The following is a 22,349-nucleotide window of genomic DNA, read 5'->3' on the forward strand; positions in this document are numbered from 1 at the left end:
CTCGGGTGGTGAGCGGGTGGTCGGGTGATGGGCGCTGGGCGCTGGGCGCTGGGCGCTGGCGCCTCGCCGGTCAGCTCCGGCGGCGCACGGCGTTCGCGTACACCCAGACGAAGTTGTCGTACCGGGTCGCCGGATCGGGATACTTCACGAGGACGGCGCCACGGGTCCAGGCGACCGCTGCGCCCTCGACCTCGCGCGGCTCCTCGTACGCGACGCGGTAGCGGATCGTCGCCGTCACGGGCACCGCCTCGCGCGCGTCGTTGCGCCGGCCGGTGCGACGGACCTCGGACGTCGTGAGCGAGACGGGTGCGCCGCGCTTGGCCTGCTCGAGCAGCAGCTCGTCGGATCGCTCGTCGGCCCGCTCGGGATAGCGACGATTGGTGCCCACTACTCGACCCCCGACCGGTGCGTCGTGCCGTTCAGGGGGTGCGTCGTGCGGTTCATTCGTAGGTCGCTTCGACGACCCACCCGGAGGGCGCCAGCCGCAGGTCGAAGACGAGCACCTCGTGACCGTCGGTGCGCCCAGTGACCCGCCAGCCCGGAGCGAGCAGCACCTCGGCCGGCGGATGGCTGATCCCCGACGGCCATTCGGGCTGGCGCGCGAGCGGGGTCGGGGTGTCGATGACGCGATACCGGGTGCCGTGATAGACGAGGCGCGCCGGCCGCTCGGAACCGTCGAGCCAGACGGCCACCGGTTCGGCGTCGCTGATCGTGAGCATCGTGACCTCCTCACGAGTTCGAACTGATGTTCGAAACTGTAAGCGAGAACGGGGCGACACGCCAAGGCGATCGGAACGGACGGTCTCCGCAACTCAAGGCCGATGCACAGGTGCGAGGGGGTGACCCCGGCGACCGGCGCGAATAGTCTGGGCGGACCCGTCGCCGATCGAGTCACCGATGGAGGAGACATGAGCGCATACGTCATCGCCCTCGTCAGCACCGGAGCGCTCGCCGCGGCGGGAGCACTGGTCGCCCTCACGACTGTGATGGGCCATGGTCGCCGAGTCGTCGTGCGCGCCCACGACCCCCAGCTGCAGCGCGAGCTCGCCGAGGTGCAGAGGCAGATCGACCGCGGGCGCGGCACCATCTGACCGTCGCCGCCGGCGACCTCCGATCGTCGTTGCCGCAGCCTCCGCCTGACGCCACTGCGGCGCCTGGCCAACGTCACCACGGGCCGTAACCGACGTCGTTCCGGCCTCCGGCCAACGTCACCACCACCTCGAACCAGCGCCACTGCAATCGCTGGCTGCCGCCACCAGGCCCTCCGGGCCCCCTCGCCCCCAGCCATCCGCGCCGAATCGATTCGAACGTCTCTTCGAAAGAATGTCGGTGGGTCATGCGACCATCGATCCATGACCGACAAGGGTGCGAACAGCGGGGCGGATGCCTCGGGCGCGCGTGGTGCGGTCGACGCAATATCCGTTCGGGCCGTGCTGTCGGGCGACGGGGCACTCGCGTCCATCGGCGACGCGGTTCGTTCGCTCGCCGCGGCGTGGGCTCCGCCAGGGCCGACGGGCGCCCCCACGAGGCATCCCGCCGCTCGTGCAGACGCGCTCGACGACGACCAGCTCGTCGAGGTGCTGAAGGCACTCGCACAGGTCGAACGGGCCGTCGAGGCGGTCAAGCTGCAGTGCTCGTCGGCGATCGCGCGGCGATCGGCCGGTGACTCGAGGCACGACGGGCTCGCCGGGCGACACGGATTCGCGACCCCCGAGCGCCTCATCGCCGCGACCACCGGCTCGTCGACCTCGGAGGCGGCGAAGCTCGTCGCGGTCGCCGCAGCGACGACGCCGCCCGAGTCGTTCGGCGGCAGCGCGCGTTCGCCTCGCTACGCGCACATCGCATCGGCGCTCGGCGACGGCCGCGTCACGGTCGAGGCCGCGAATCGCATCATCGGATTCCTCGATTCGGTGCGTGTCGGCGCCGACCCCGATGCGCTGGTCGACGCCGAACGCACCCTGCTCGAGCGCGTCACCGCCACGGGTGTCGACCAGCTCGGCCGTTACACGAAATTGCTGCGCGCCCGGTTCGACGCAGCCGGTGTGCGGGCGCGTGAAGAAGAGTTGTGGCACGGGCGATCGCTGCGCATCTGGGAGGATCGGCGCGGCCTCATCCACCTGCGCGCGTGCTTCGACCCCGCCACCGCAGCGCCGATCAAGGCGGCCGTCGACGCACTCGTGTCGTCCGACCTGCACGCTGCGCGCGACGCGAAGAGCCGCCTCGCCGCGCGCGAGACCGCGGCGAGGATCGCGGCCGGCCGATCGCCGTCGAAGACAGAAGCCGACGATGCCGTGTCCGGAGATGTCGTTCGGGGCGAAGCGCGCTGGCACCCGGACGGCGCGGCACCGTTCGGCGAGACGCGCGGGCATCGCGTTGCGGCATCGCGGCTCGGCTCGCCCACGACGACCTACGAACCAGCGGCCGACGAGATGCCCGATGCGGCCGATCGCGCCTTGCTCGACGAACGCACCGTCGAACAGATGGCGGCCGATGCGCTCGCCGACCTCGTGCGCCTCGCGACGTCGGCGGTCGATGCGCCGCCCGCGCTCGTGAACGCGACGGTCGTCGCCCGCGTCGACCTCGAGTTCCTCGAGTCCGAGGTGGGGTACGCGACGATCGACGGAATCGATCAGCCCGTCTCGCCCGCGACCCTGCGCGGATGGGCGGCGAGTGCCGGCGTCATCCCGATGGTCCTTGGCGGCAAGAGTGAAGTGCTCGACCTCGGACGTGGCAGACGGCTCTTCTCGAAGGCGCAACGCATCGCACTCGCCGAACGAGACGCGGGGTGTGCGCATCCCGACTGCGCGAGACCTCCATCGCATACGCAGGCCCACCATCTCGCCTGGTGGGACGCCGACGACGGCCCGAGCGACCTCGACAACGGGGTTCTGCTGTGCGCGTTCCATCACTGGTGCATGCACCACGACGGGTGGCAGGTGTTCGTCGATGCCGACGGGCTCGTCTGGTTCGTGCCGCCGCCTCACCTCGATCCCGCCCAGCGTCCGCGCGCCGGTCGCCGCACCGCCCGTCTCGAACTCGCGGCGGCGGCGTGAGCGTGCGTGGCGCGAACGCGCGGGCGGAATCGGCAACGCACGAACATGTGCGACCGAGCGCGGAGGCCCGTCGAGGCGCGCGTCGGGTGCTCCTCGAGTGGTCGACTCGATACGCGTCGTCGCTGGCGCGCGGCGCTACTCGACCGACGAGTGGCCCCTACGCGACCTCGCCGCGCGAGACGTCGACCATCTCGTCGCGGGGCACGACCTTGATGCGCACGCGCTCCTCGGCCGACCCCAGAGCCATCTCGTGCTCGTCGAGGCGGTGCCAGCCGTCGAGGTCGGTCCAGCGGATGCCGCGCGACTCGAGCATCTCGATCACCGACTCCTCAGACGGCGACTCGGGCCGCCACCAATTGCCGAGGTCGTTGATGACGTGCTTGATGGTCTCCATCGCGTCCGACTTGGTGTGACCGATGAGGCCGACGGGGCCCCGCTTGATCCACCCGGTCGCGTACACGCCGTACATCTGGCGCGCCTCGCCCGTCTCCTTGTCGCGGATGAGCACCTGGCCCTCGTGGTTCGGGATCACGCCGAACTTCTTGTCGAACGGAATACCCGGCAGCGGCGAGCCGAAGTAGCCGACCGCGCGATACACGGCCTGGATCGGCAGCTCACGGATCTCGCCCGTGCCGACGACTCCGCCCGCGCCATCCGACGTCGTGCGCTCCCAGCGGATGCCCGCCACCTTGCCGTCGCCGTCGCCCACGATCTCGAGCGGCTTCGCGAAGAAGTGCAGGTGCAGCCGGCGCGACGCCTGGCCGACCTCGCGCTGGCGCCACTGGTTCAGCACCTTGTCGATGACGAAGACCTGCTTGTTGCCCGACACGGCCGCCTTCGCGGCGTCGTCGTAGTCGAAGTCCTCGTCGTAGACGATCATGTCGACATCGCGCAGCTCGCCGAGCTCGCGCAGCTCGAGCGGCGTGAACTTCACCGACGTCGGGCCACGGCGCCCGAACACGTGCACATCGGTGACCGGGGATGCCGCGAGCCCGGCTGCGACGTTCGCGGGGATCTCGGTCGGCATGAGGTCTTCGACGTGCTTCGCGAGCATGCGCGAGACGTCGAGCGCGACGTTGCCGTTGCCGATGACCGCGACTTCCTTCGCCTCGAGCGGCCACGTGCGCGGCACGTCGGGGTGCCCGTCGAACCAGCTCACGAACTCGGCCGCGCCGTACGAGCCCTCGAGCTCGATGCCCGGGATGTTGAGCGAGGCGTCGCGCACCGCACCGGTCGCGAAGATCACGGCGTTGTAGTGGCGCTTGAGATCGTCGAGGGTGATGTCCTCGCCGAAGCGCACGTTGCCGAAGATGCGGATGTCGCCGCGATCGAGCACCTCGCGCAGCGCCGTGATGATGCCCTTGATCCGGGGGTGGTCGGGCGCCACGCCGTAGCGCACGAGACCGTACGGGGCCGGCAGGTGATCGAACAGGTCGATCGAGACGTCGAAGTTGCGCTCGGCCTTCAGCAGGATGTCGGCGGCGTAGATGCCGGCGGGGCCGGCTCCGACGATCGCCAGTCGCAGCTTGTTCCTCGTCACGTCTCTCCTCCGCGTGTCAACTGTGCCGGTCGACGATCGTCTCGGCGAACCGGGTCAACGCCTTCTTCACGCTGCCGTCGGGCAGCGGCGCCAGCGCCGCGACCGCCTCGTTCGCCCAGCGGTGCGCCTCGGCGAGGGTGGCCTTCGTGGCCTCGTGCTCGCGCAGCTCGGCGACGATCGCGTCGACCGTCGCCCGCGACGGCACGATGCGCGAGGCCATCGTGTTGGTGTCGAGCACGTCGCCGGGGTCGACCGCACCGGCGGGCACCGGCAGCACGTCGCGCTGGATGCGCGCGTACAGGTCGGCCGACGAAGCATCCGTCTTGGCGAGCTCGGCGAGACGCAGGAGCGGCAGCGTCACGACGCCGGCCCGCAGGTCGGTGCCGGGCACCTTGCCGGTCTCCTCGGGCTGGGGCGACAGGTCGATGACGTCGTCGATGAGCTGGAAGGCGACGCCGATCTTCTCGCCGAACTCGATGATGGGCGCCTCGAACGCCGGGTCGGCACCCGAGAAGACGATGCCCGACTGTGCCGCCGCTGCGATGAGCGAACCGGTCTTGTCGGCGAGCACCTGGATGTAGTGCGCGATCGGGTCGTCGGTGGGCGTCGGGCCGACGGTCTCGTGCAGCTGTCCGAGCACGAGCCGCTCGAACGTGTCGGCCTGCATCTTGATCGCCCGCTCGCCGAGGCTCGCCATGAGCTGGCTGGCACGCGCGAACAGCAGGTCGCCCGTGAGGATCGCGACCGAATTGCCCCACACCGAGTGCGCGCTGGGCACACCGCGGCGGCGGTCCGAGTCATCCATGACGTCGTCGTGGTAGAGCGAGCCGAGGTGGGTGATCTCGATCGCCTCGGCGGCGGTGACGACGTCGTCGGTCACGCCGGCCCCGAGCTGCGCGGTGAGCAGGGTCAGCATGGGACGCACCCGCTTGCCGCCGGCCTCGAGCAGGTACCGCGTCGAGACGTCGGCGATGGAGTCGGCGAACTGCACCTCGCGCACGAGGCCGGCCTCGACGCGTTCGATGCCCTCGTCGATCGCCCGCGCCATCGCCTTGTCGGCGGCGGACGCGAAGACCCGCTCGCTCAGCCCGAGATTGGCGGCGAGCGCTGAGCCGCGACGCGCGACCGGGTGGCTCGGATTCACGCGTACCAGCCTACCGGTGCCGATCTGCCGGGCCGTGTCAACGACGGCGAACGGATGCCTCCGGCTTCGCCGCGTCGGTGGTCGGACTCCGTCGGTCGAGTAGGCGCGCAGCGCCGTATCGAGACCACGAAGGCGGGCCTCGATACGCGTGCTCCTTCGTCGCCCGCTACTCGACCGGCGAGGCGAGCGGCTTCGTCGCCCGGTGGAGCGCGACGACCCCCATCGTGAGGTTGCGCCACGCGACCTTCGTGTAGCCGGCGCCGCGGATCCACGAGGCGAGGGTCGGCTGGTCGGGCCACGCCTTGATCGACTCGTTGAGGTAGTCGTACGCCGTGTCGTTCGAGCTCGAGAGCTTCACGAGCGGCGGCATCACGTACCGCTGGTACACGTCGTAGCCGAGCCGCACGAACGCGACGGGCGGCTGCGAGAACTCGCAGATCACGAGCCGACCGCCGGGCTTCGTGACACGGAAGAACTCGTCGAGCGCCTTCTTGGGCTCGTTCACGTTGCGCAGGCCGAACGAGATGGTCACGGCGTCGAACGACTCGTCGTCGAACGGCAGGTTCGTCGCGTCGGCCTCCACGAACACGAGGTTCGGCACGTGCGCCTGGCGGCTGCGGCCGACCTCGATCATGCCGGGCGAGAAGTCGGCGGCGACGACCGAGGCGCCCGACTTCGCGAGGCTCGCGCTCGAGGTGCCCGTGCCGGCGGCGACGTCGAGGATGCGCTCGCCCGGCTTCGGGTCGACCGCACGGGTCGTCGCGATGCGCCACAGCGGGGCGTTGCCGACCGAGATCACCGTGTTGGTGCGGTCGTACGCCGCGGCGACGCGATCGAACATCGCCGACACCTCGCGGGGGTCCTTGCCGAGGTCTGCGCGCGTCATCCCTCGAGTCTACCGAGGCGAAGTCGGTCGAGCGCTGGGTCGAGTGGGCGCGCAGCGCCGTATCGAAACCTCTGCGCGAAGCGCCGTATCGGGGCCACTGTGGTGTCGACCCACGCACTGCGCTCGCGCTTCCTCGACCGAGCGCCTGACCGGCACGACCGAGCCGCGCCCGGGGCACTGGGCGCGGCTCGGTCTCGTGTTCGCCTAGGCCCTGCGGCGCCGGACGACGGCGATCACGATCAGGCCCGCGATGATCGCGAGCGCTCCCCCGACGATGCCCGCCATCGGCGCGACGCCGGTGGCCGCGATGTCGTCCGAGGGCGACGTCGGTGACGACGACGGCGAGGGCGACGGCACGACCGGAACCACCGCGCCGGTGTAGTTCGCCGGGTCGTCGTCGGTCACGACGAGGTCGGTGCCGGGCACCCGGCCCGTGACCGCGCCGATGTTGACGTACGGGCCCTCGATCGCGACGCCCGTGGCCGTGCAGGAGAACGACTCCCCCGGCTCGAGCGGGCCGGCGACCACGTTCGAGTCGCTGCCGTCGCACGAGATGTCGGCGGCGTCGACCAGGTCGTCGGTCACGGTGACGTCGACGAGCGGGGCGTTGCCGGTGTTGGTGACCACGTACGTCCACTCGACGTCGTCGCCGACCGTCAGCGGCACACCGGGCGCCTCGTCGGCGTCCTCGCCGTTGGTGGCCTTCTCGATGTCGATCGCCGGCTCGGCGCCGAAGTAGTGCGACGCGTCCTCGTCGGTCACCTCGGTCTCCAGCGGGTCGAGGGCCGTCACGATGCCGAGGTTCGCGTACTGGCCGACGGTCGCCGAGCCGGTCGCGATGCAGGTGACGGATGCCTCGGGCTCGAGCGGCCCCGCGATCACGTTGCCGCCCGTGCCGTCGCAGTCGATGCCCGAGGCATCCACCTTGTCGTCGGTGACGGTCACGTTCGTCAGCGGCACGTTGCCGGTGTTGGTGACGACGTACGTCCACTCGACGTCACCGCCGGTCGGCACGTACGGGCCGGTCGGCTCGTCGGCGTCCTCACCGTTGGTCGCCTTCTCGATGTCGATCGCCGACGCGACGCCGAAGTAGTGCGAGGGGTCGTCGTCGGTCACCTCCTCGTCGAGCGGGTCGGTACCGGTCACCGTGCCGAGGTTCGCGTACTGGCCGGCCGCGGCCGTACCGGTCGCAATGCAGGTGAAGGATGCCTCGGGCTCGAGCGGCCCCGCGATCACGTTGCCGCCCGTGCCGTCGCAGTCGATGCCCGAGGCATCCACCTTGTCGTCGGTGACGGTGACGTCGGTCAGCGCCACGTTGCCGGTGTTCGTCACGACGTACGTCCACTCGACGTCGCCGCCGACCGCGACCAGCGGGCCGGGCGCCTCGTCGGCGTCGTCACCGTTGGTGGCCTTCTCGATGTCGACCGACGAGTCCACCCCGAAGTAGTGCGACGGGTCATCGTCGTCGACCTGCACGCCGGGCACGTCCCCGCCATCCGCATCGGTCGCGACCGGGCCGGTCGCGACGACGCTGCCGGTGTTCTCGTACTGACCCGCAACAGCCGCGCCGACCGCGATGCACGTCACCGTGTCACCCGGCGCGAGCGGACCCGCGACCACGTTCGACCCAGTGCTCGCGCAGTCGATGTCCGCGGCATCCACCCGGTCGTCGGTCACCGTGATGCCGGTCAACGGAACGTTGCCGGTATTGGTGACCACGTACCGCCAGGCGACGGTGCCGCCGTCCGCGACCAGCGGACCCGGCGCCTCATCGGCATCCTCACCATTCGTCGACTTCTCGATATCGACCGCAGGCTCCGCACCGAAATAGTGCGACCAGTCCTCGTCCGTCACCGGTGGGTCCTGCTCCTCCGGCGGCAGCGGGTTGCCCTCGCCGTCCACCGCGACCGGGCCATGCGCCACCACCGAACCGAGGTTCGCGTACTGCCCCGCCGTCGCGACACCCGTCGCGACGCACGTCACCGTCTCGCCGATCGCCAGCGGACCGGGGATTGTGTTCGAGCCGTCGCCGCAGTCGATCTGCTCGGGCCCGATGACATCGTCGGTCACCTCGAGATCGAACAGCTCGGTCGAGCCCGTGTTCGTCACGAGGTACGTCCACTCCACGTCATCACCTTCGGCGACGAACGGACCCGTCGGATCGTCCGCATCGACCGTGTTCGTGTGCTTCTCGAGGTCGACGCCAGGCACCGGAGCCACGAACAGATCCACCGTGAAATTCGTGAAGTCGTCCGCGATCAGCTCACCCGCCAGGTGCGCCACATCGTCGCCTGATGGACCCGTGCCTCCGGCGAGGTTCTCGCCGTCGTACCGGTACGCCAGCGTCACCGGCGAACTCGTGAGCCCCGTCATCCGCGGATCGGGGGTCGCCGTGTTGTCGTTCGAGGTGCCCTCGTTCTCGTCGTCGGCCTCATTCGACCCGAAGGTCTTCACCTGGAACATTTCCAGCGGTCCGCCCGCCTGGAACATCGTCGCCGGGATCCGCGCCCGGTACGCCCCCTCCGGGAGGGCTGCGACCGACCAGCGCCCGTCGGCCTCGGTCGTCGTCGTGGCGACGACCTCGTCGTCGGCGTCGAGCACCTCGACCTTCACCCCGGCGAGCGGCGTATCGACCGCGGCATCGAACCGACCGTTCCAGTCGCGATCGATCCAGACCAGGTCACCCAGCGTGAATCCGGGAACCTGCACGTACGGCTCGTTCGAGTACAGCAGGTCGTCGGGGAACGAGGGCGACACGATCGTCGCCCGATTCACGTACACGTTGTCGAGCGTCGGGGTCACCGACGTCGCCGTGATCACCGCCCGCACCCGCGATTTCACCGGCAGATCCCCGCCGGACACGAACCGGATCGCCGTGACCTTCGAGAAATCAGTCACCTCGGCCGCGGTGAGCCACAACCCGCCCGCCGCCTGCGGGTTCGCATTGGACGCAACCCGCGAATCGTGGTCGATCGTCGCCGGGTTCGCCGTCGAGTAGTACCAAGTGCCCGGAAGGTCACCCGTACCACCTGCCAGGAACTCCGGCGGCGCGAGGGCGCCGGTCAGCTGCGCGGTGCCCTGGAATGCCGTCGCGTACTGGTCGCGCTTCGACAGCGACCCGGCCGCGAAGTCGCCGTTCCACGGCAGCACGTCGATCACATCGGGTGCCTGGAACGGGATCATCTGCGAGGTGTTGCCCCACTCGAGCGACCACTCGTACTCCTCGCCGCTCGCCACATAGGGCTTGTCGACCTGCTTCTCGATGCCGAGCTTGCCCGTGCCCACGACCAGGATCGTCGCCTGGGCCGCCGGCCTGTCCGGGGAGTTGTCGGCCATGACCTGCACTCGGTTGATGTAGTTCGTTCCCGGCTGCGCGAGGTCCGACACATCGGTGCAGACCTTCAGCGGACCTCGCGATGCGGAGGCATCGCTCTGGTGGAACATCCACTTGCCACCGGTGACTGCCACATCCTCGAGCAGGATGTCTCCGGCGCTGAACGTCACTTCGCGCTTGACCGCGTCGTACGAGACGGTCACTCCCGCGGGCAGCTGACTTCTCGTGCACTGCAGGTTGAACTCGAGCCCGGCCGGGATCGTGTCGACGAGCCGCACGTTGTACATCGTCATGCCGTCGTACGCGTGCGTCGCCATTGAGTTGAGGTTCCACGTGACGGTGTCACCCGGAAGGTAGGTGTTCGGCGAGACCGTCTTCTGGACGGTCATGCCGGGTGCGACGGTCAGCAGGTCTCGTGCACCTGTACTCCAGCCTTCACCCGTGGTCCCGGTCGGCCATCCGCCGACGTTGTGGGCGCGCACGCCCGCGGGGATCATCTCACCTGCATTCGGGCCTCCGTTGTACGTGAGCCGGGTCTGCACCTCGAACTGCAGGTAGGCGTCGAACGGCCCGGTCGCAACCGTCGTCGGATCGATCGGACGCACCCGCACCATGTTCACCCGGTCTTCCCAGCCGGCCCCGAACGCGGCGGGGTCGGCGTTCCACGGCCCCGCGTACTCACGGCAGGTGTTCGCGGCGCTGTCGTTCGACGACGCGTCGAGCGGATACTGCCCATTCGCCCCGAGCGGTCCGGCCTGGGTGTCGACCTGGTTGGGGCCCTCCGCGTACTCCATCACATACTCGGTCGGGTCGAGGTTCTCCACCGGGGTGTTCACCGTGGCGAACCGGGGCATGACCCAGCGAGGAGGGGCGAGCTCGAACACCGAGACGTCGAACACATCGCACTGCTGGAAGTTCGCGACCTTCACGCGCGGATTGTCTGCGAGGCTGCGCACCGAGGATCCGACGATGCGCCCCGCCCAGGTTCCCCCCGCTCCCTGCCCGTCGGCCCAGTCGGCGTAGTTCTTGCTGCCCGTCAGCGAGCCGCACTGCCCCGAGAAGTTCAGCTTGTGGTCGATGACGTTGTTGCCGGTCGCCTCTGTGCCGTCCCACCCGGGTTCGAACCCGGTGCCGTTCATCGGCAGCCCGAGCGCCGTCCAGCCGTCGGACTGCACGGCCATGTTCTTGAACCGCACGTCGGTCGTGAGGTCGGTGCACGGGTCGACCTCGAACTCGTCCATCGGCACGAAGATGTCGACGAACATGTCGGCGTAGCGCAGGTCGTAGGCCCACTGGTTCGGGTGGAAGGTCAGTTCCCATCCGGTGTCCATGTCGGTGCCGGTGCCGGGCTGGGTGCCCGTGGTGCAGGTCGGCGTGCCGGTGTCCGCGTTGAACGAATTGTTCGACCGCACCACGGTGAACCCGGCCGCCAAGCAGCGCGTCAACACCGCGCCAGGAGCGAACTCGCCGTCGAGGAAGAACTTGTCCTTGAACGTCAGCGGGTCATCGAGGAACGGCGCCAGGTTGGGCTTGCCCGTGAGGTCGATCACCCGCAGCCGGTAGCGCTGCGTATAGCCCTCGGTCGGTACGCCGTCGACGTCGACCTTCGTGAACGTCGGGCTCCCCTGGGTCGACTTCTGCAGATCCCACTTCGCCTCCTTTGCCTCGCCCGAGAAGGTCGCGAGGTTGTCACCCGTGCCGTCGTAGCCGGGTTCCCTGCCGTCGCCGTAGTTCAGCTGGCCGCCGTTGATCGCCCAGGTGTCGGTGTCCTTCGCGAGGTTGTCGAACGAGTACTCGCCGATGGGCGCCGGCTGACCCGCCTGCCAGCTCGGGTCGACCTGTCGGTACAGGTCCTCGGCAGGGATCCACACGTCGATCAGCGTGTGGCCCTTCGTCGCGGGGTTGCCTTTCTGGATCTTGAGGGTCCAGCCGTCGGGCCCCTGCGTCTGCCCGACCGGGCAGTCGGGCATCGTCCAGCTCTCGCCGTTCGGGTACGGTCCACCCAGGTAGAACGAGTACGCGGAGCACCCGGCGATCACGGCGTTCGGGAACTCGGGCATCTGGTCGTGGAATGCCAGCGGCCACTGCAGCTCGGCCCCCTTGCCCTGCAGCAGGTCCTCCATCTCGAAGATGTAGTGCATCTGGTAGCCGGGCTGGCCGTCGCGCACGACGTACCTGGGGTTCGAGGGGCCCGGGTTCGTCGCGAAGCCCTGGACCCGCTTGCGCAGCTCCCACATCGCGATACCGGTGACCTCGACGAGCGGGCCCGAGACGGTGTTCGAGTCGCCCGCGTCGCCGCCGGCCGCATGGGAGCGCATCGAGATCTCGGCGTGGGACGGGATCGGCGTGTTGGACGCGAAGTCGTAGACGAGCTGGATCGCCACGACGTTCGACGACATCGTGCCCAGGTTGCAGATCACGGTGATCGAACCGTCGGGGTTCGTCTTGCTCGACGAGGTCGGCACGGCGCCGTTCGCGGCGTAGAGGCACCCATCAGGCATGCCGCCGGCTGCCGGCCCCTTCAGGCGCAGCTTGGCTCCGTCGGGCGACGAGATCGTGAACTCGGCGACCACGTTCGGCACCGACGCACCGGTCGGTAGACCGGTCAACGCGATCGAGTAGTTCTGGTACACGCTGTCCTGCGGGCGAACCCGGCAGTTCGCCGTGCCGCTGTCATGGCCGGGTTCGTCATCGGCATCGAACGGCGGCATGCCGGTGCGCGCGAATCCCTCGCAGGCGTCGCTCCAGTCCATCTTCGTCACCTTGAGGTCGGCGATCGGCTGCAGGCCTGCGTCGAGCGCGGTCACCTGGGTGGCGCCCGTGATCGTGAACGGCGCCGTCGCCCCGCGCTCGGGTTCGCCGGGATTCGGGGTACCCGTTCGCGCGAAGTCGTTCTGCCCGCTCGCCGTGGGTGGGAAGACGAAGGCTCCGGGCGCATCGGCGCGCACGACGTACGTGCCGTCCCCCGCGTTCGCGAAACTGTATGCGCCGGCGGCACCCGTCGTCGTCGACGCGACCACCGCCCCGCCCGGCGAAGACAGCAGCTGAACGGGCACGCCCGCTCTCACCGGCTCGCCCGGATCGCGTACGCCATTGCGGTTCGCGTCGGCCCACGCGATGCCCGATATCAGGCTGCCGGGCCCGGCCCAGGCCGACTGCGCCACCCCCGGCAGCACGAGCCCCGCGACCATCGCGACGACCGCGACGAAGACGATGACGAGGCGCCCCCGCGCCCGCGTCATCGTCCCATCCCCGTTGAAGTTCCGAACCGACATGTTCGCCCCCTGTCCCCCGCAGGGCGGTGCGCATCACCGTCGCGAAGGATCTGCGACAACCGTTCCGAAGGCGATCGAAGTGCGCATCACACAGATCGCATGATGTGCGTGAAGGTCGATGCATGGCGGCACGTGGAGGACGAAACGGGTGACAGCCCGCGCGCCGCGATGGTCAGCCGCCGAACGCCTCGACGATCGGACGGAACTTCATCTCGGTCTCGGCGAGCTCCTCGGCCGGCACCGAATCGTGCACGATGCCGCAACCGGCATATGCCGTGACCGTGCCGTCGGCATCGACCTGCGCGCAGCGGAGTGCGATCGCCCACTCGCCGTCGCCGTCGCCGTCGACCCAGCCGACGGGCCCGGCGTAGCGGCCCCGGTCGAACCCCTCGAGCTCGGCGATCGCGCGCAGCGCGACCTTCCGCGGGGTGCCGGCGACGGCCGCCGTCGGATGCACCGCCCGCACGAGGTCGAGCGAGTTCGACCCGTCGCCGAGGGTGCCCTTGAGGTCGGTCGCGAGGTGCCAGAGGTTCGGCAGTTGCAGCGTGAACGGCTCGGGACTCGTGTCGAGCCGCGTCGTGTGCGGTGCCAGCCGCTGCACCGCACTCGCGACGGCGAGCGCGTGCTCGGCGAGGTTCTTCTCGCTCGCCGCGAGGGCGGCGGCATGGTCGCGGTCGGATGCCTCGCCGGCACCCCGCGGCGCGGTGCCGGCCAGCACGCGGGCCGACACGGTGCCGTGGTCGACGCGCACGAGCGTCTCGGGGCTCGCGCCGATCAGGCCGTCGACGGCGAAGGTCCACGTGTCGGGGTAGTCCTCGGCGAGGCGGTTGATCGTCGCGCGCAGGCCCGCGTCGTCGCTCAGCGTGCCGACGAGCTGGCGCGCGAGCACGGCCTTCTCGAACTCTCCGGCGTCGATCCGGCGCACGGCCTCGGCGACGGCGGCCTCGTATGCCTCGGGCGGCATCGAGCCCGCATCGAAGCCGACCCGGGGGACCTGCCGCTTGGGCGACGGCTCCGGGATCGTGACCTCGGCGGGCGTCTCGAAGCCGATGCGCGTGACCCACGCGCGGCCCTCACGTCGTCCGATGACGAGTTCGGGGACGATGAGCACGCTCGTCGCGGCCGACTCGTCGGCGAACGCGAACGCGCCGAACGCGACGAGTCCCGTGCCGGGCAGGCCGACCCGGTCGTCGATGTCGGCGGCCTCGGCGAGCGAGGTCCACGCCGACGCGGCGTCTTCGATGCGGGTGGCACCCGACGACTCGATGCGCAGCACCTCGCCGAGCCCCACGATGCCCTCGCCGCGGCGCAGCCACACGAGCGGATGACGCGGGTCGGTGCGCGGAATCAGCGGTTCGGTCTCGTCGACGGCCACGGTTCTGACCACGAGGCGCGCCTGGGCGTGCGTCTGACTCACCGGTACAGCCTACGCCCGCCCGGAGAGCGGGCCGGTCGGGTAGCGACGACGGAGCGTACCGAGGTCGCTCGAGGCGTGGTCTCGATACGGCGCTGCGCGCCTACTCGACCGACGACCGCGCCGGTCAGCTCGCCGCGAGGCGCGCCCGCTCGGTCGCGAGGTCGAAGTCGGCCAGGGGCCAGGTCAGCTCCATCGCCTCGAGGGCGTCGATGAGGAGGTGCTGCACGGCCAGGCGCGCGTACCACTTGCGGTCGGCGGGAATCACGAACCACGGGGCATCCGGCGTCGACGTGCGGTCGAAGACGTGCTGGTACGCCTCCTGGTAGGCGGGTGCGAGCACCCGCTCGTCGATGTCGCCGGGGTTGAACTTCCAGTGCTTGTCGGGGCGGTCGAGCCGCTCCTGCAGGCGCGCCTTCTGCTCGTCGCCCGAGATGTGCAGCATGACCTTGATGACCGTCGCCCCGTTCGCGACGAGCCCGCGCTCGAACTCGTTGATCGCGTCGTACCGCCGCTCGATCTCCTCCGGCGGCGCGAGCTCGCGCACCCGGCCGATGAGCACGTCCTCGTAGTGCGAGCGGTCGAACACGCCGATCATGCCCGGGCCTGGCGTCTCCTTGCTGATGCGCCAGAGGAAGTCGTGGCCGAGCTCTTCCTCGGTGGGCGCCTTGAACGCCGCCAGGTGCACGCCCTGCGGGTCGACCGCGCCCATCACGTGCTTGACGATGCCGCCCTTGCCTGCCGTGTCCATCGCCTGCAGCACGAGCAGGATGCGTCGCTTGTCGCCGCCCATGCGGCTGCCCGCGAACAGCATCTCCTGCAGTTCGGCGAGGATGTCGGCGCCTTCGGCGAGCGCGTCCTTGCCCTCGGACTTGCCGCCCTCGAACCCCGGGTGGTCGTCGGTCGCCGCATCGGCGAGACGGAACCCCTCGCCCACGCGCAGCAGGTCGGACGGGTCTGCGGTCCAGAACGATTCGCGGCTCATGCGGCAATGATGCCAGCGCGATCGCCGGTTGAGTAGCGCCCGACGAAGTCGGACGCGTATCGAAACCCTCGTGACGGGTCTCGGGAGCGGCTCACGAGGTTTCGAGACGCGTCGCCGCTCCGCGTCGGCGCTCCTCGACCAGCGGAGCTCACTTCACCGCGGCAGCGGCACCTCGAGGAGGGTCGGCCCCTCGACCCGCTTCGCGAGCGCCTCGTCGAGCTCGCCGCGCGTCGTCGCGCGGACGTACGCCCAGCCGTAGGCGGTCGCGAGCGCCGCGAGGTCGACCGACTGCGGCGTGTACTGCACCCGGTCGAACGCATCGGCCGGGGCCGTGCCGGCGACCTCGAGCGAATCGAAGATCGTGCCGCCGCCGTCGTTGCCGACGATCACGAGCAGTCTCGGGCGCGCCTCGCCCGCCCCGAGCAGCATCGACCCGACGTCGTGCAGCAGCGTCAGGTCGCCGATGAGCGCACGCGTCGTGCTCGAGTCGGTCGCGCCGCCCCGGGATGCCTCGGCGGCGGCCGCGATCGAGCGCTCCACCGCGCTCGCCTCGGCGAGCATCGCCGCGAGCTCGCCCTCCGCGGAGCCGGGAGGGACGGTCGCGGAGACCGGGTTCGGAGACGCGTCCTCCCGCGTCGGGCGTTCCTCGACCCGCGGTGCCGACGCGTCGTCCGTCGCATGCGCCGCGGCCGAGGCATCCGCCTGGCTCGCGATGGCGATGCCGAGCGCGGTCGCGACCGTGCCGTCGATGCCGGCGAGGCCGCGGTTCGCGTGCGCCGCGATGCGACGGCCGGGCACCGCCCGGTCGGCGTCGCGGATCAGCCGCGAGGCGCCGAACACGAGCCGGTCGTGCGGCCAGGTCGCGGCCCAGACCGCATCGACGAGCATGCGGCGGGTGATCGGCGCCCGCACGCCTTCGAGCTGGGCGCGCATGAACTCGCCGTGCGCCTCGAAGTCGTGCACGTGCCCGGTCTCGTCGATGCCGGGCGAGACGGGCGGCGGCACGGTCGGCAGGCCGGCGTCGACCAGGATGCGGCTCGCATGCACCCAGCGGCGCACCCAGGCGCGCTCGTCGGGGCTCGGGGTCGCTGCGTCGGCGTGCACGGCGCGTTCGAAGCGGCGCACGCGGTGGCCCGGGTTGAACCACTCGACGCCCGACGGCGCCACGACGATCGTCTCGACGTCGTCGCGCTGCACGAGCGCCGGCACCTCGCGCGACAGGGTCGGGTGCCCGAACACGACGACGCGTCGCACCTGGTCGCCGAATCCCGGCTCGCGCAGCAGTTCGCGGTAGGCGACGACGAGGTTCGGGCCGAAGTGCGCCCCGCTCGTGACCTCGGCGATGAGCGGCCAGTCGCCCGCGCGCGCGAACGCCTCGGCGTCGGGGCCGGCTCCGGCGCCCGCGACGACGACGGTGCGCGGGCCGCGCGCGATGAGGGCGCCGGCAGGTCGCCCGGCCGGCCGCGGAGGGAGCGGAGCGACCGCCTCGAAACCGGCTCGGCCGAGCTCTCGAGACGCTCCGTCGTCGCTCGTCGAACCGCTCCACGCCGACGAGAGCGGCTCGCGCAGCTGCAGGTTCACGTGCACGGGACCCGGGCCGGGGTGGGCGATGAGACCGCCCTCGAGGTCGCGGCCGAGCGCGGCGGCCACCGCCTCGCGCGCGAGCCGTTCGGCCGCGACCGCTTCGCCGGCAGCGCCGTCGGGTGCGGTCACGTCGCGCTCGAGGCGCACCGCGCCCGCGAAGATCCCCGGCTGCATGGTCGTCTGGTTCGAGCGGATGCCGCGCATCTCCGCCGGACGGTCGGAGGTCAGCACGATGAGCGGAACGCCCGAGTGGTGCGCCTCGAGCACCGCCGGATGCAGGTTCGCGACCGCCGTTCCGGAGGTCGTGACGACGACGACGGGGCGGCCGGTCTCGACGGCGAGGCCGAGCGCGAGGAACCCCGCGCCGCGCTCGTCGATGCGCACGTGCAGTCGCAGCCGTCCCAGCCGTTCGAACTCCGCGGCGACGAGGGCGAGCGCCTGCGAACGGGAGCCCGGTGCGACGACGACGTCGGTGACCCCGTCGGCGGCCAGCGCCTCGAACAGCGCGATCGCGTAGGCGGTGGCGGGAGCGGTCGCGCTCGCGGTCGAAGTCGGCGTCGTGGCGCCGCCGGAGGGATCAGGCATTCGGCCGGGTCGAGGGGCCCGACTCCCCCGGCTGGTCGGGGTTGTCCGGTCGCTTTCCGGGGTCGGCCTTGTGACCGGCGCCGTGGCCGTCGGCCGAGGCATCCGTCTCGCCGTCGAGTTCGGCCAGCTCGGCCTCGAGCCGGCGGATCCGCTCGTCCTGTGCGGCGTCGTCGCCGAGGCGACGCAGGAAGTCGGCGTCGTCGTCGGGGGCGACCGTGCGGCGGCGGCCGTCGGGCAGCCGCTCGGCGCGTGCGCGGCCGACGAAGAACCAGAGCAGGCCGCCGATGACGGGGATCACGAGGATCACGACGATCCACCAGCCGCGCGCGATGCCCCGGATGCGCGAACGATCGATCATCGCGCAGTCGACGACCGCGTAGATCATGAAGATCGCCACGGCGACGACGAGTCCGAAGAGCAGCCGTGCCATGCCCCAAGTCTATGCTCGCGAGGGTCACGGCAGGCTGGGAGTCGCACGCAGGTCCCGCGCCTACACTGTCAGGGTGAAATCCGTACCCGTCTGGATCTGGTACACGGCGATCCGCGTCGTGCTGTTCGCCGCGCCGCTCGCCGTGCTGCTGATCGCCGGCGTGAACGTGTGGGTGTCGGCCGCGGTCGCCGCCCTGTTCGGACTGAGTGCGTCACTCATCTTCCTGCGCAAGCCCCGCAGCTCGATGTCGACCGACCTCTACGAGGCGCGCCATCGCGAGAAGCCGCTCGTCCGCGAGGACGACGCCGAGGAGGACGCGGCGCTCGACGCCGTGCGCAAGCCCGGCAAGCCCGGCGAGCCGGCCGCCGAGTAGGCGTCAGAACGCGAAGACGAGCCCGAGCCCGACGCCGTACACGAGTGCCGTGAGGCTCGTGAGCTGCAGCGCCGTGATGAGTTCGCGCGGCGTCTTCGCCATCAGCACGATGAGGCACGCCGGCAGCGCCGCGAGCAGCGCGAACTGCACGAGCAGCGCCGTCGGGTAGAACAGCGCGAAGAACCCCGCGATCGCGAACGGCACGAGCGTGAACACCACGAACAGCACGCGACCGGCGCGCTGCCCCACGAGCACCGCGAGGGTCCGCTTGCCGGCGATCTTGTCCTGTGCGACATCCCGCAGGTTGTTGGCCATGAGCACGGCGCACGCGAGCAGCCCGGCGCCGACGCCGCCGAGCCAGGCCTCGAGGTTGACGGTGAGCGCCTGCACGAAGGCCGAACCGGCCGTCGCGACGATGCCGAAGAACACGAAGACGAAGAGCTCGCCGAGCCCGTAGTAGCCGTACGGGTGCTTGCCGCCCGTGTAGAACCAGGCGGCGACGATCGCGACCGCACCGATCGCGAGCAGCCACCACTGCTGCGTGACGACGACGAGTGCGAGCCCCGCGAGGGCCGCGATGCCGAAGAACGCGAGCGCGACGGCGAGCACGTGCTTCGGCTTCGCCGCGCCCGAACCGGTGAGGCGCGCGGGGCCCACCCGGTGGTCGTCGGTGCCGCGCACCCCGTCGGAGTAGTCGTTCGCGTAGTTGACGCCGATCTGCAGGGCGAGGGCGACGACGAGCGCGAGCAGGGCACGGGCGGGATGCCACGGGCCTTCGGCGATCGCGAGCACACCGGCCCCCGTGCCGAGCGCGACGGGGGCGATCGCGAGCGGCAGCGTTCGCAGGCGGGCGCCCGAGATCCAGTCGGCGGCGGTCGCGGGGCCCACGGGCCTCGACGCGTCGGCGCGGGAGGCGGCCTTCGCCGGGTTGCCCGACGTGCTGTGCGTGCGCGGGCGCTTGGCCGGCTCGTCGGCGGGGGTCATCCGTTGGGGTTTCGGGCGTGCCACACGGCCATGCTAGTTCGGGTGCCTATGGCCTCGGTCAAAGCTGGTCGGTCGAGCAGGCGCGCAGCGCCGTATCGAGGCCACGCCGCCAGGTGGTCTCGATGCCCTCCTCCGTCGCACCTCGACCGACCGGCGTCGGGCTCAGCGCACGTCCTTCACGGCGTCGAGGTAGCGGGCGACGACCTCGAGCTCGGCGACCGAGAAGTCCTCGTGCACGCGTCGCATGCCGTCGAGGATGCCTCGGTACGGGTCGTCCTCGCCGCCCCGGCCGGCCCCGGCGAGCGCGCCGGGAGCGAGCTGCACGACCACCCGGCGCCGGTCGGCGGGGTCGTGCGACCGCTCGATGTAGCCCTGCTTCTCGAGTCGATCGAGCACGCGGGTCGTCGTGCTCGTCGGCAGCTCGGTCGCCTGGCTCACCTCACCCGTGGTGATCGGCCCGCCGTGGCGGGCGATGTACCCGAGCGCCTGCAGGTCGACGACGTTGATGCCCATCGACCGGGCGATGCGCTCGTTCGACATGACCGACGACGCGATCACGAGCTGCAGCAGGTCGACGATGCGCGCGGTGACCTCGGCCTTGCTTGACATCGTGACGGCACCCTTCTATTCTTCCCGATATGGGATTATCCCGTTTCGGGATTATTCCATTTCGGAACCAAACCCAGCATACGAAAGGACGGCCGCCATGGCCACCGCACCTCGCCGAGGACTCGCCATCGGCATCCTGCTCTTCGCCTCGTTCATGGACCTGCTCGACGTCACCATCGTCCAGGTCGCCCTGCCGACGATCGGCGCCGAGCTCGAGGCATCCGAATCTCAACTCGAGTGGATCGTGAGCGGCTACATGCTCGCCTTCGCGGTCGCGCTCATCACCGGTGGCCGGCTCGGCGACCTGTTCGGGCGGCGCCGCATCTTCCTCCTCGGCATCGCCGGATTCACGCTCGCCTCGGCAGCCGCGTCGCTCGCGTGGTCGGGCGACGTGCTCGTCGTCACCCGCATCCTGCAGGGGGTCTTCGCGGCGCTCATGGTGCCGCAGTTGCTCGCCTCGGTGCAGGCGCTGTTCTCGCCGCGCGAGCGGGCGCCCATGTACGGGCTCATCGGCGGGGTCAGCGGTCTCGCCGCGGTCGCCGGCCCGGTGCTCGGCGGCTGGCTCATCGACGCCGACCTGTGGGGACTCGGCTGGCGCACGGTGTTCCTCATCAACATCCCCGTCGGCATCGTGATCTTCGTGCTCGCCGCGATCTTCGTGCCCGAGACGCGCTCGTCGCGGCCGATGCGCCTCGACCTCACGGGGGTCGTGCTGCTCAGCGCGATCGTGCTCGCCTTCATGGTGCCGCTCGTCGAGGGCCGATCGCTCGGCTGGCCGGCGTGGCTGTGGCTGCCGGTCACCGCGGGCGTCGTGCTGCTCGGCGTGTTCGTCGTCGTCGAGCGCCGCCGCATGCGCCGCGACGGGTCGGCCCTGCTGCCGATGCCGCTCTTCGCCGACCGCGGCTTCTCGGCCGGCATCGTCACGCAGGCCGCGTTCCAGGGGGCGCTCAACGCCTTCACCCTGCCGTTCATCATCTACCTGCAGGTCGGGCTCGGCTTCGACGCGCTCACGGCCGGCCTCAACCTGCTCGCGTTCAGCCTCGGCGCGATGCTCGGCACCGGGGCGGTCATCCCGCTCGTCGCCCGGGTCGGCAAGGCGCTCGTGACGATCGGCGCGCTGACCCTCGCCGCCGGGGTGCTCTGGACGTTCGCGACCGTCGCCGACACCGGCGCTTCGTTCACGGGATGGGCGGCGGTGTGGCCGATGCTCGTCGCGGGCGTCGGGCTGGCACTCGTCGTGATCCCGCTCGTCGACGTGGCGCTCGCGACCGTGCCGGTCGCCGATGCCGGCGCGGCCTCCGGCGCGTACAGCACCTTCCAGCAGCTCGGCGCCGCGGCCGGCGTGGCCATCTCGACGACCGTATTCTTCACCGTCGTCGGCGACGACTGGAGTCGCGAGCACGTGCTCACCGCGCTGCAGGCGTCGGTCTGGGTCGCGGTCGCGGGCTTCGCGATCGCCGCGGTCGCGAGCCTGCTGCTGCCCGGGCGGGCGGCGGTGCAGGCCCACCTCGACGAGGAGCGCCGTCTCGCCGAGGCCGACGTCGAGGCCTCCTCGGGCGATGCCAGCGCATCGGGCGACGCCCGCGGATCGGGCGACGCGGACCCAGCGGGCGATGCGGATGCCCCGGCGCCCGACGGCGCCGTCCGCATCGACGCCGCGGCGACGCGCTGAAGCCCGCGGGGCACTCGTCCTCCCCAGGCGACGTCGCCCGGCGACGTTCCACAGTCTCGGCCGAGCCGGGAAGCGGCGGTCCCGCAGCACGACATGATCGTTCTGCAGGCCCGCACTGCACCCCTGCACCACCACCGTTCCTCCGAAGCGCCCCTCCCCCCGCCCGAGGAGGAACGGTGGTGGGAGCAGGACTCTCACAGCCGTCGGCGCGCCGACCCGCGAGCGAGACGGACACCCCGCGGTTCTCGTTGCGCCCGGTGTCGTCCCTGCGCCTCACGGGCGCCGGGGTCCCGCGACACCCGGGTCGAGCGCCACACCTCGCGGGCGCCGGGCGCCGGGATCACGCGACACCCGGGTCGAGCGCCACACCTCGCCGGGCGCCCGGCGCCGGGATCACGCGACACCCCCGGTCGAGCGCCACACCTCGCCGGGCGCCCGGCGCCGGGATCACGCGACACCCCCGGTCGACCACCACACCTCG

16 protein-coding genes are annotated in these 22,349 nt (G+C 71.0%); 4 read left to right on the forward strand and 12 right to left on the reverse strand.

Annotation, left to right across the window (positions count from 1 at the left end):
* Window positions 1-70: 70 nt before the first annotated feature.
* Window positions 71-388 carry a hypothetical protein gene (locus tag AC3RJ7_RS13555; RefSeq protein WP_491456381.1) on the reverse strand — a complete coding sequence of 106 codons (318 nt, stop codon included), beginning with the start codon at window positions 386-388 and terminating at the stop codon, window positions 71-73.
* A 52-nt stretch (window positions 389-440) separates the two neighbouring features.
* Complete coding sequence (locus AC3RJ7_RS13560; protein ID WP_491456382.1) at window positions 441-719, reverse strand: DUF6504 family protein; 279 nt, start codon at window positions 717-719, stop codon at window positions 441-443.
* 189 nt (window positions 720-908) lie between these two features.
* Here AC3RJ7_RS13560 and AC3RJ7_RS13565 point away from each other — a divergent pair, with 189 nt between their 5' ends.
* Together AC3RJ7_RS13565 and AC3RJ7_RS13570 are read left to right on the forward strand one after the other, a co-directional pair.
* Window positions 909-1,091 carry a hypothetical protein gene (locus AC3RJ7_RS13565; protein ID WP_491456383.1) on the forward strand — a complete coding sequence of 61 codons (183 nt, stop codon included), beginning with the start codon at window positions 909-911 and terminating at the stop codon, window positions 1,089-1,091.
* Between the two features lie 261 nt (window positions 1,092-1,352).
* Window positions 1,353-3,053 carry an HNH endonuclease signature motif containing protein gene (locus tag AC3RJ7_RS13570; RefSeq protein ID WP_491456384.1) on the forward strand — a complete coding sequence of 567 codons (1,701 nt, stop codon included), beginning with the start codon at window positions 1,353-1,355 and terminating at the stop codon, window positions 3,051-3,053.
* A gap of 157 nt (window positions 3,054-3,210) precedes the next feature.
* Here the strand turns inward: AC3RJ7_RS13570 and AC3RJ7_RS13575 are convergent, their stop codons facing one another.
* The 8 genes from AC3RJ7_RS13575 to AC3RJ7_RS13610 all read right to left on the reverse strand — a co-directional run bounded on the left by AC3RJ7_RS13575 (window position 3,211) and on the right by AC3RJ7_RS13610 (window position 18,230).
* Entirely contained in the window at window positions 3,211-4,593 is a 1,383-nt protein-coding gene (locus tag AC3RJ7_RS13575; RefSeq protein WP_491456385.1) for an FAD-dependent oxidoreductase, read from the reverse strand.
* 16 nt (window positions 4,594-4,609) lie between these two features.
* On the reverse strand, window positions 4,610-5,737 hold the full coding sequence (locus tag AC3RJ7_RS13580; protein ID WP_491456386.1) for a polyprenyl synthetase family protein: 1,128 nt from the start codon (window positions 5,735-5,737) through the stop codon (window positions 4,610-4,612).
* A 166-nt stretch (window positions 5,738-5,903) separates the two neighbouring features.
* Window positions 5,904-6,623 carry a class I SAM-dependent methyltransferase gene (locus AC3RJ7_RS13585; protein ID WP_491456387.1) on the reverse strand — a complete coding sequence of 240 codons (720 nt, stop codon included), beginning with the start codon at window positions 6,621-6,623 and terminating at the stop codon, window positions 5,904-5,906.
* A gap of 204 nt (window positions 6,624-6,827) precedes the next feature.
* Window positions 6,828-13,199: a DUF7507 domain-containing protein gene (locus AC3RJ7_RS13590; RefSeq protein ID WP_491456388.1), complete on the reverse strand. Its 6,372-nt coding sequence runs from the start codon at window positions 13,197-13,199 to the stop codon at window positions 6,828-6,830.
* A 205-nt stretch (window positions 13,200-13,404) separates the two neighbouring features.
* The gene (locus AC3RJ7_RS13595) at window positions 13,405-14,649 is read right to left on the reverse strand and encodes an isochorismate synthase (RefSeq protein WP_491456389.1); all 1,245 of its coding nucleotides are present in this window, start codon (window positions 14,647-14,649) and stop codon (window positions 13,405-13,407) included.
* Window positions 14,650-14,773: 124 nt separating this feature from the next.
* Entirely contained in the window at window positions 14,774-15,631 is an 858-nt protein-coding gene (locus AC3RJ7_RS13600) for a polyphosphate kinase 2 family protein (protein ID WP_491456390.1), read from the reverse strand.
* Between the two features lie 153 nt (window positions 15,632-15,784).
* Window positions 15,785-17,800: a 2-succinyl-5-enolpyruvyl-6-hydroxy-3-cyclohexene-1-carboxylic-acid synthase gene (menD, locus tag AC3RJ7_RS13605; protein ID WP_491456391.1), complete on the reverse strand. Its 2,016-nt coding sequence runs from the start codon at window positions 17,798-17,800 to the stop codon at window positions 15,785-15,787.
* On the reverse strand, window positions 17,793-18,230 hold the full coding sequence (locus AC3RJ7_RS13610; protein ID WP_491456392.1) for a PLDc N-terminal domain-containing protein: 438 nt from the start codon (window positions 18,228-18,230) through the stop codon (window positions 17,793-17,795). The genes menD and AC3RJ7_RS13610 overlap by 8 nt, the downstream gene beginning before the upstream one ends.
* Window positions 18,231-18,303: 73 nt before the next feature.
* Between AC3RJ7_RS13610 and AC3RJ7_RS13615 the strand changes: the two genes are divergently transcribed.
* Window positions 18,304-18,603, forward strand: coding sequence for a DUF4229 domain-containing protein (locus AC3RJ7_RS13615; RefSeq protein WP_491456393.1), 300 nt, complete (start codon window positions 18,304-18,306; stop codon window positions 18,601-18,603).
* 3 nt (window positions 18,604-18,606) lie between these two features.
* On the opposite strand, the gene AC3RJ7_RS13620 is transcribed toward AC3RJ7_RS13615, so the two are convergent.
* On the reverse strand, window positions 18,607-19,587 hold the full coding sequence (locus AC3RJ7_RS13620) for a 1,4-dihydroxy-2-naphthoate polyprenyltransferase (RefSeq protein WP_491456959.1): 981 nt from the start codon (window positions 19,585-19,587) through the stop codon (window positions 18,607-18,609).
* A gap of 162 nt (window positions 19,588-19,749) precedes the next feature.
* The gene (locus tag AC3RJ7_RS13625) at window positions 19,750-20,196 is read right to left on the reverse strand and encodes a MarR family winged helix-turn-helix transcriptional regulator (protein WP_491456394.1); all 447 of its coding nucleotides are present in this window, start codon (window positions 20,194-20,196) and stop codon (window positions 19,750-19,752) included.
* A gap of 97 nt (window positions 20,197-20,293) precedes the next feature.
* Between AC3RJ7_RS13625 and AC3RJ7_RS13630 the strand changes: the two genes are divergently transcribed.
* Entirely contained in the window at window positions 20,294-21,868 is a 1,575-nt protein-coding gene (locus AC3RJ7_RS13630) for an MFS transporter (RefSeq protein WP_491456395.1), read from the forward strand.
* Window positions 21,869-22,349 lie beyond the last annotated feature (481 nt).

The organism is Agromyces solani, from assembly GCF_058349925.1.

Coding starts and splice junctions, on each gene's coding strand:
- AC3RJ7_RS13560 (WP_491456382.1), bottom strand. CDS start 719: ATGCTCACGATCAGCGACGCCGAACCGGTGGCCGTCTGGCTCGACGGT.
- AC3RJ7_RS13565 (WP_491456383.1), top strand. CDS start 909: ATGAGCGCATACGTCATCGCCCTCGTCAGCACCGGAGCGCTCGCCGCG.
- AC3RJ7_RS13570 (WP_491456384.1), top strand. CDS start 1,353: ATGACCGACAAGGGTGCGAACAGCGGGGCGGATGCCTCGGGCGCGCGT.
- AC3RJ7_RS13585 (WP_491456387.1), bottom strand. CDS start 6,623: ATGACGCGCGCAGACCTCGGCAAGGACCCCCGCGAGGTGTCGGCGATG.
- AC3RJ7_RS13590 (WP_491456388.1), bottom strand. CDS start 13,199: ATGACGCGGGCGCGGGGGCGCCTCGTCATCGTCTTCGTCGCGGTCGTC.
- AC3RJ7_RS13600 (WP_491456390.1), bottom strand. CDS start 15,631: ATGAGCCGCGAATCGTTCTGGACCGCAGACCCGTCCGACCTGCTGCGC.
- menD (WP_491456391.1), bottom strand. CDS start 17,800: ATGCCTGATCCCTCCGGCGGCGCCACGACGCCGACTTCGACCGCGAGC.
- AC3RJ7_RS13610 (WP_491456392.1), bottom strand. CDS start 18,230: ATGGCACGGCTGCTCTTCGGACTCGTCGTCGCCGTGGCGATCTTCATG.
- AC3RJ7_RS13620 (WP_491456959.1), bottom strand. CDS start 19,587: ATGACCCCCGCCGACGAGCCGGCCAAGCGCCCGCGCACGCACAGCACG.
- AC3RJ7_RS13625 (WP_491456394.1), bottom strand. CDS start 20,196: ATGTCAAGCAAGGCCGAGGTCACCGCGCGCATCGTCGACCTGCTGCAG.
- AC3RJ7_RS13630 (WP_491456395.1), top strand. CDS start 20,294: ATGGCCACCGCACCTCGCCGAGGACTCGCCATCGGCATCCTGCTCTTC.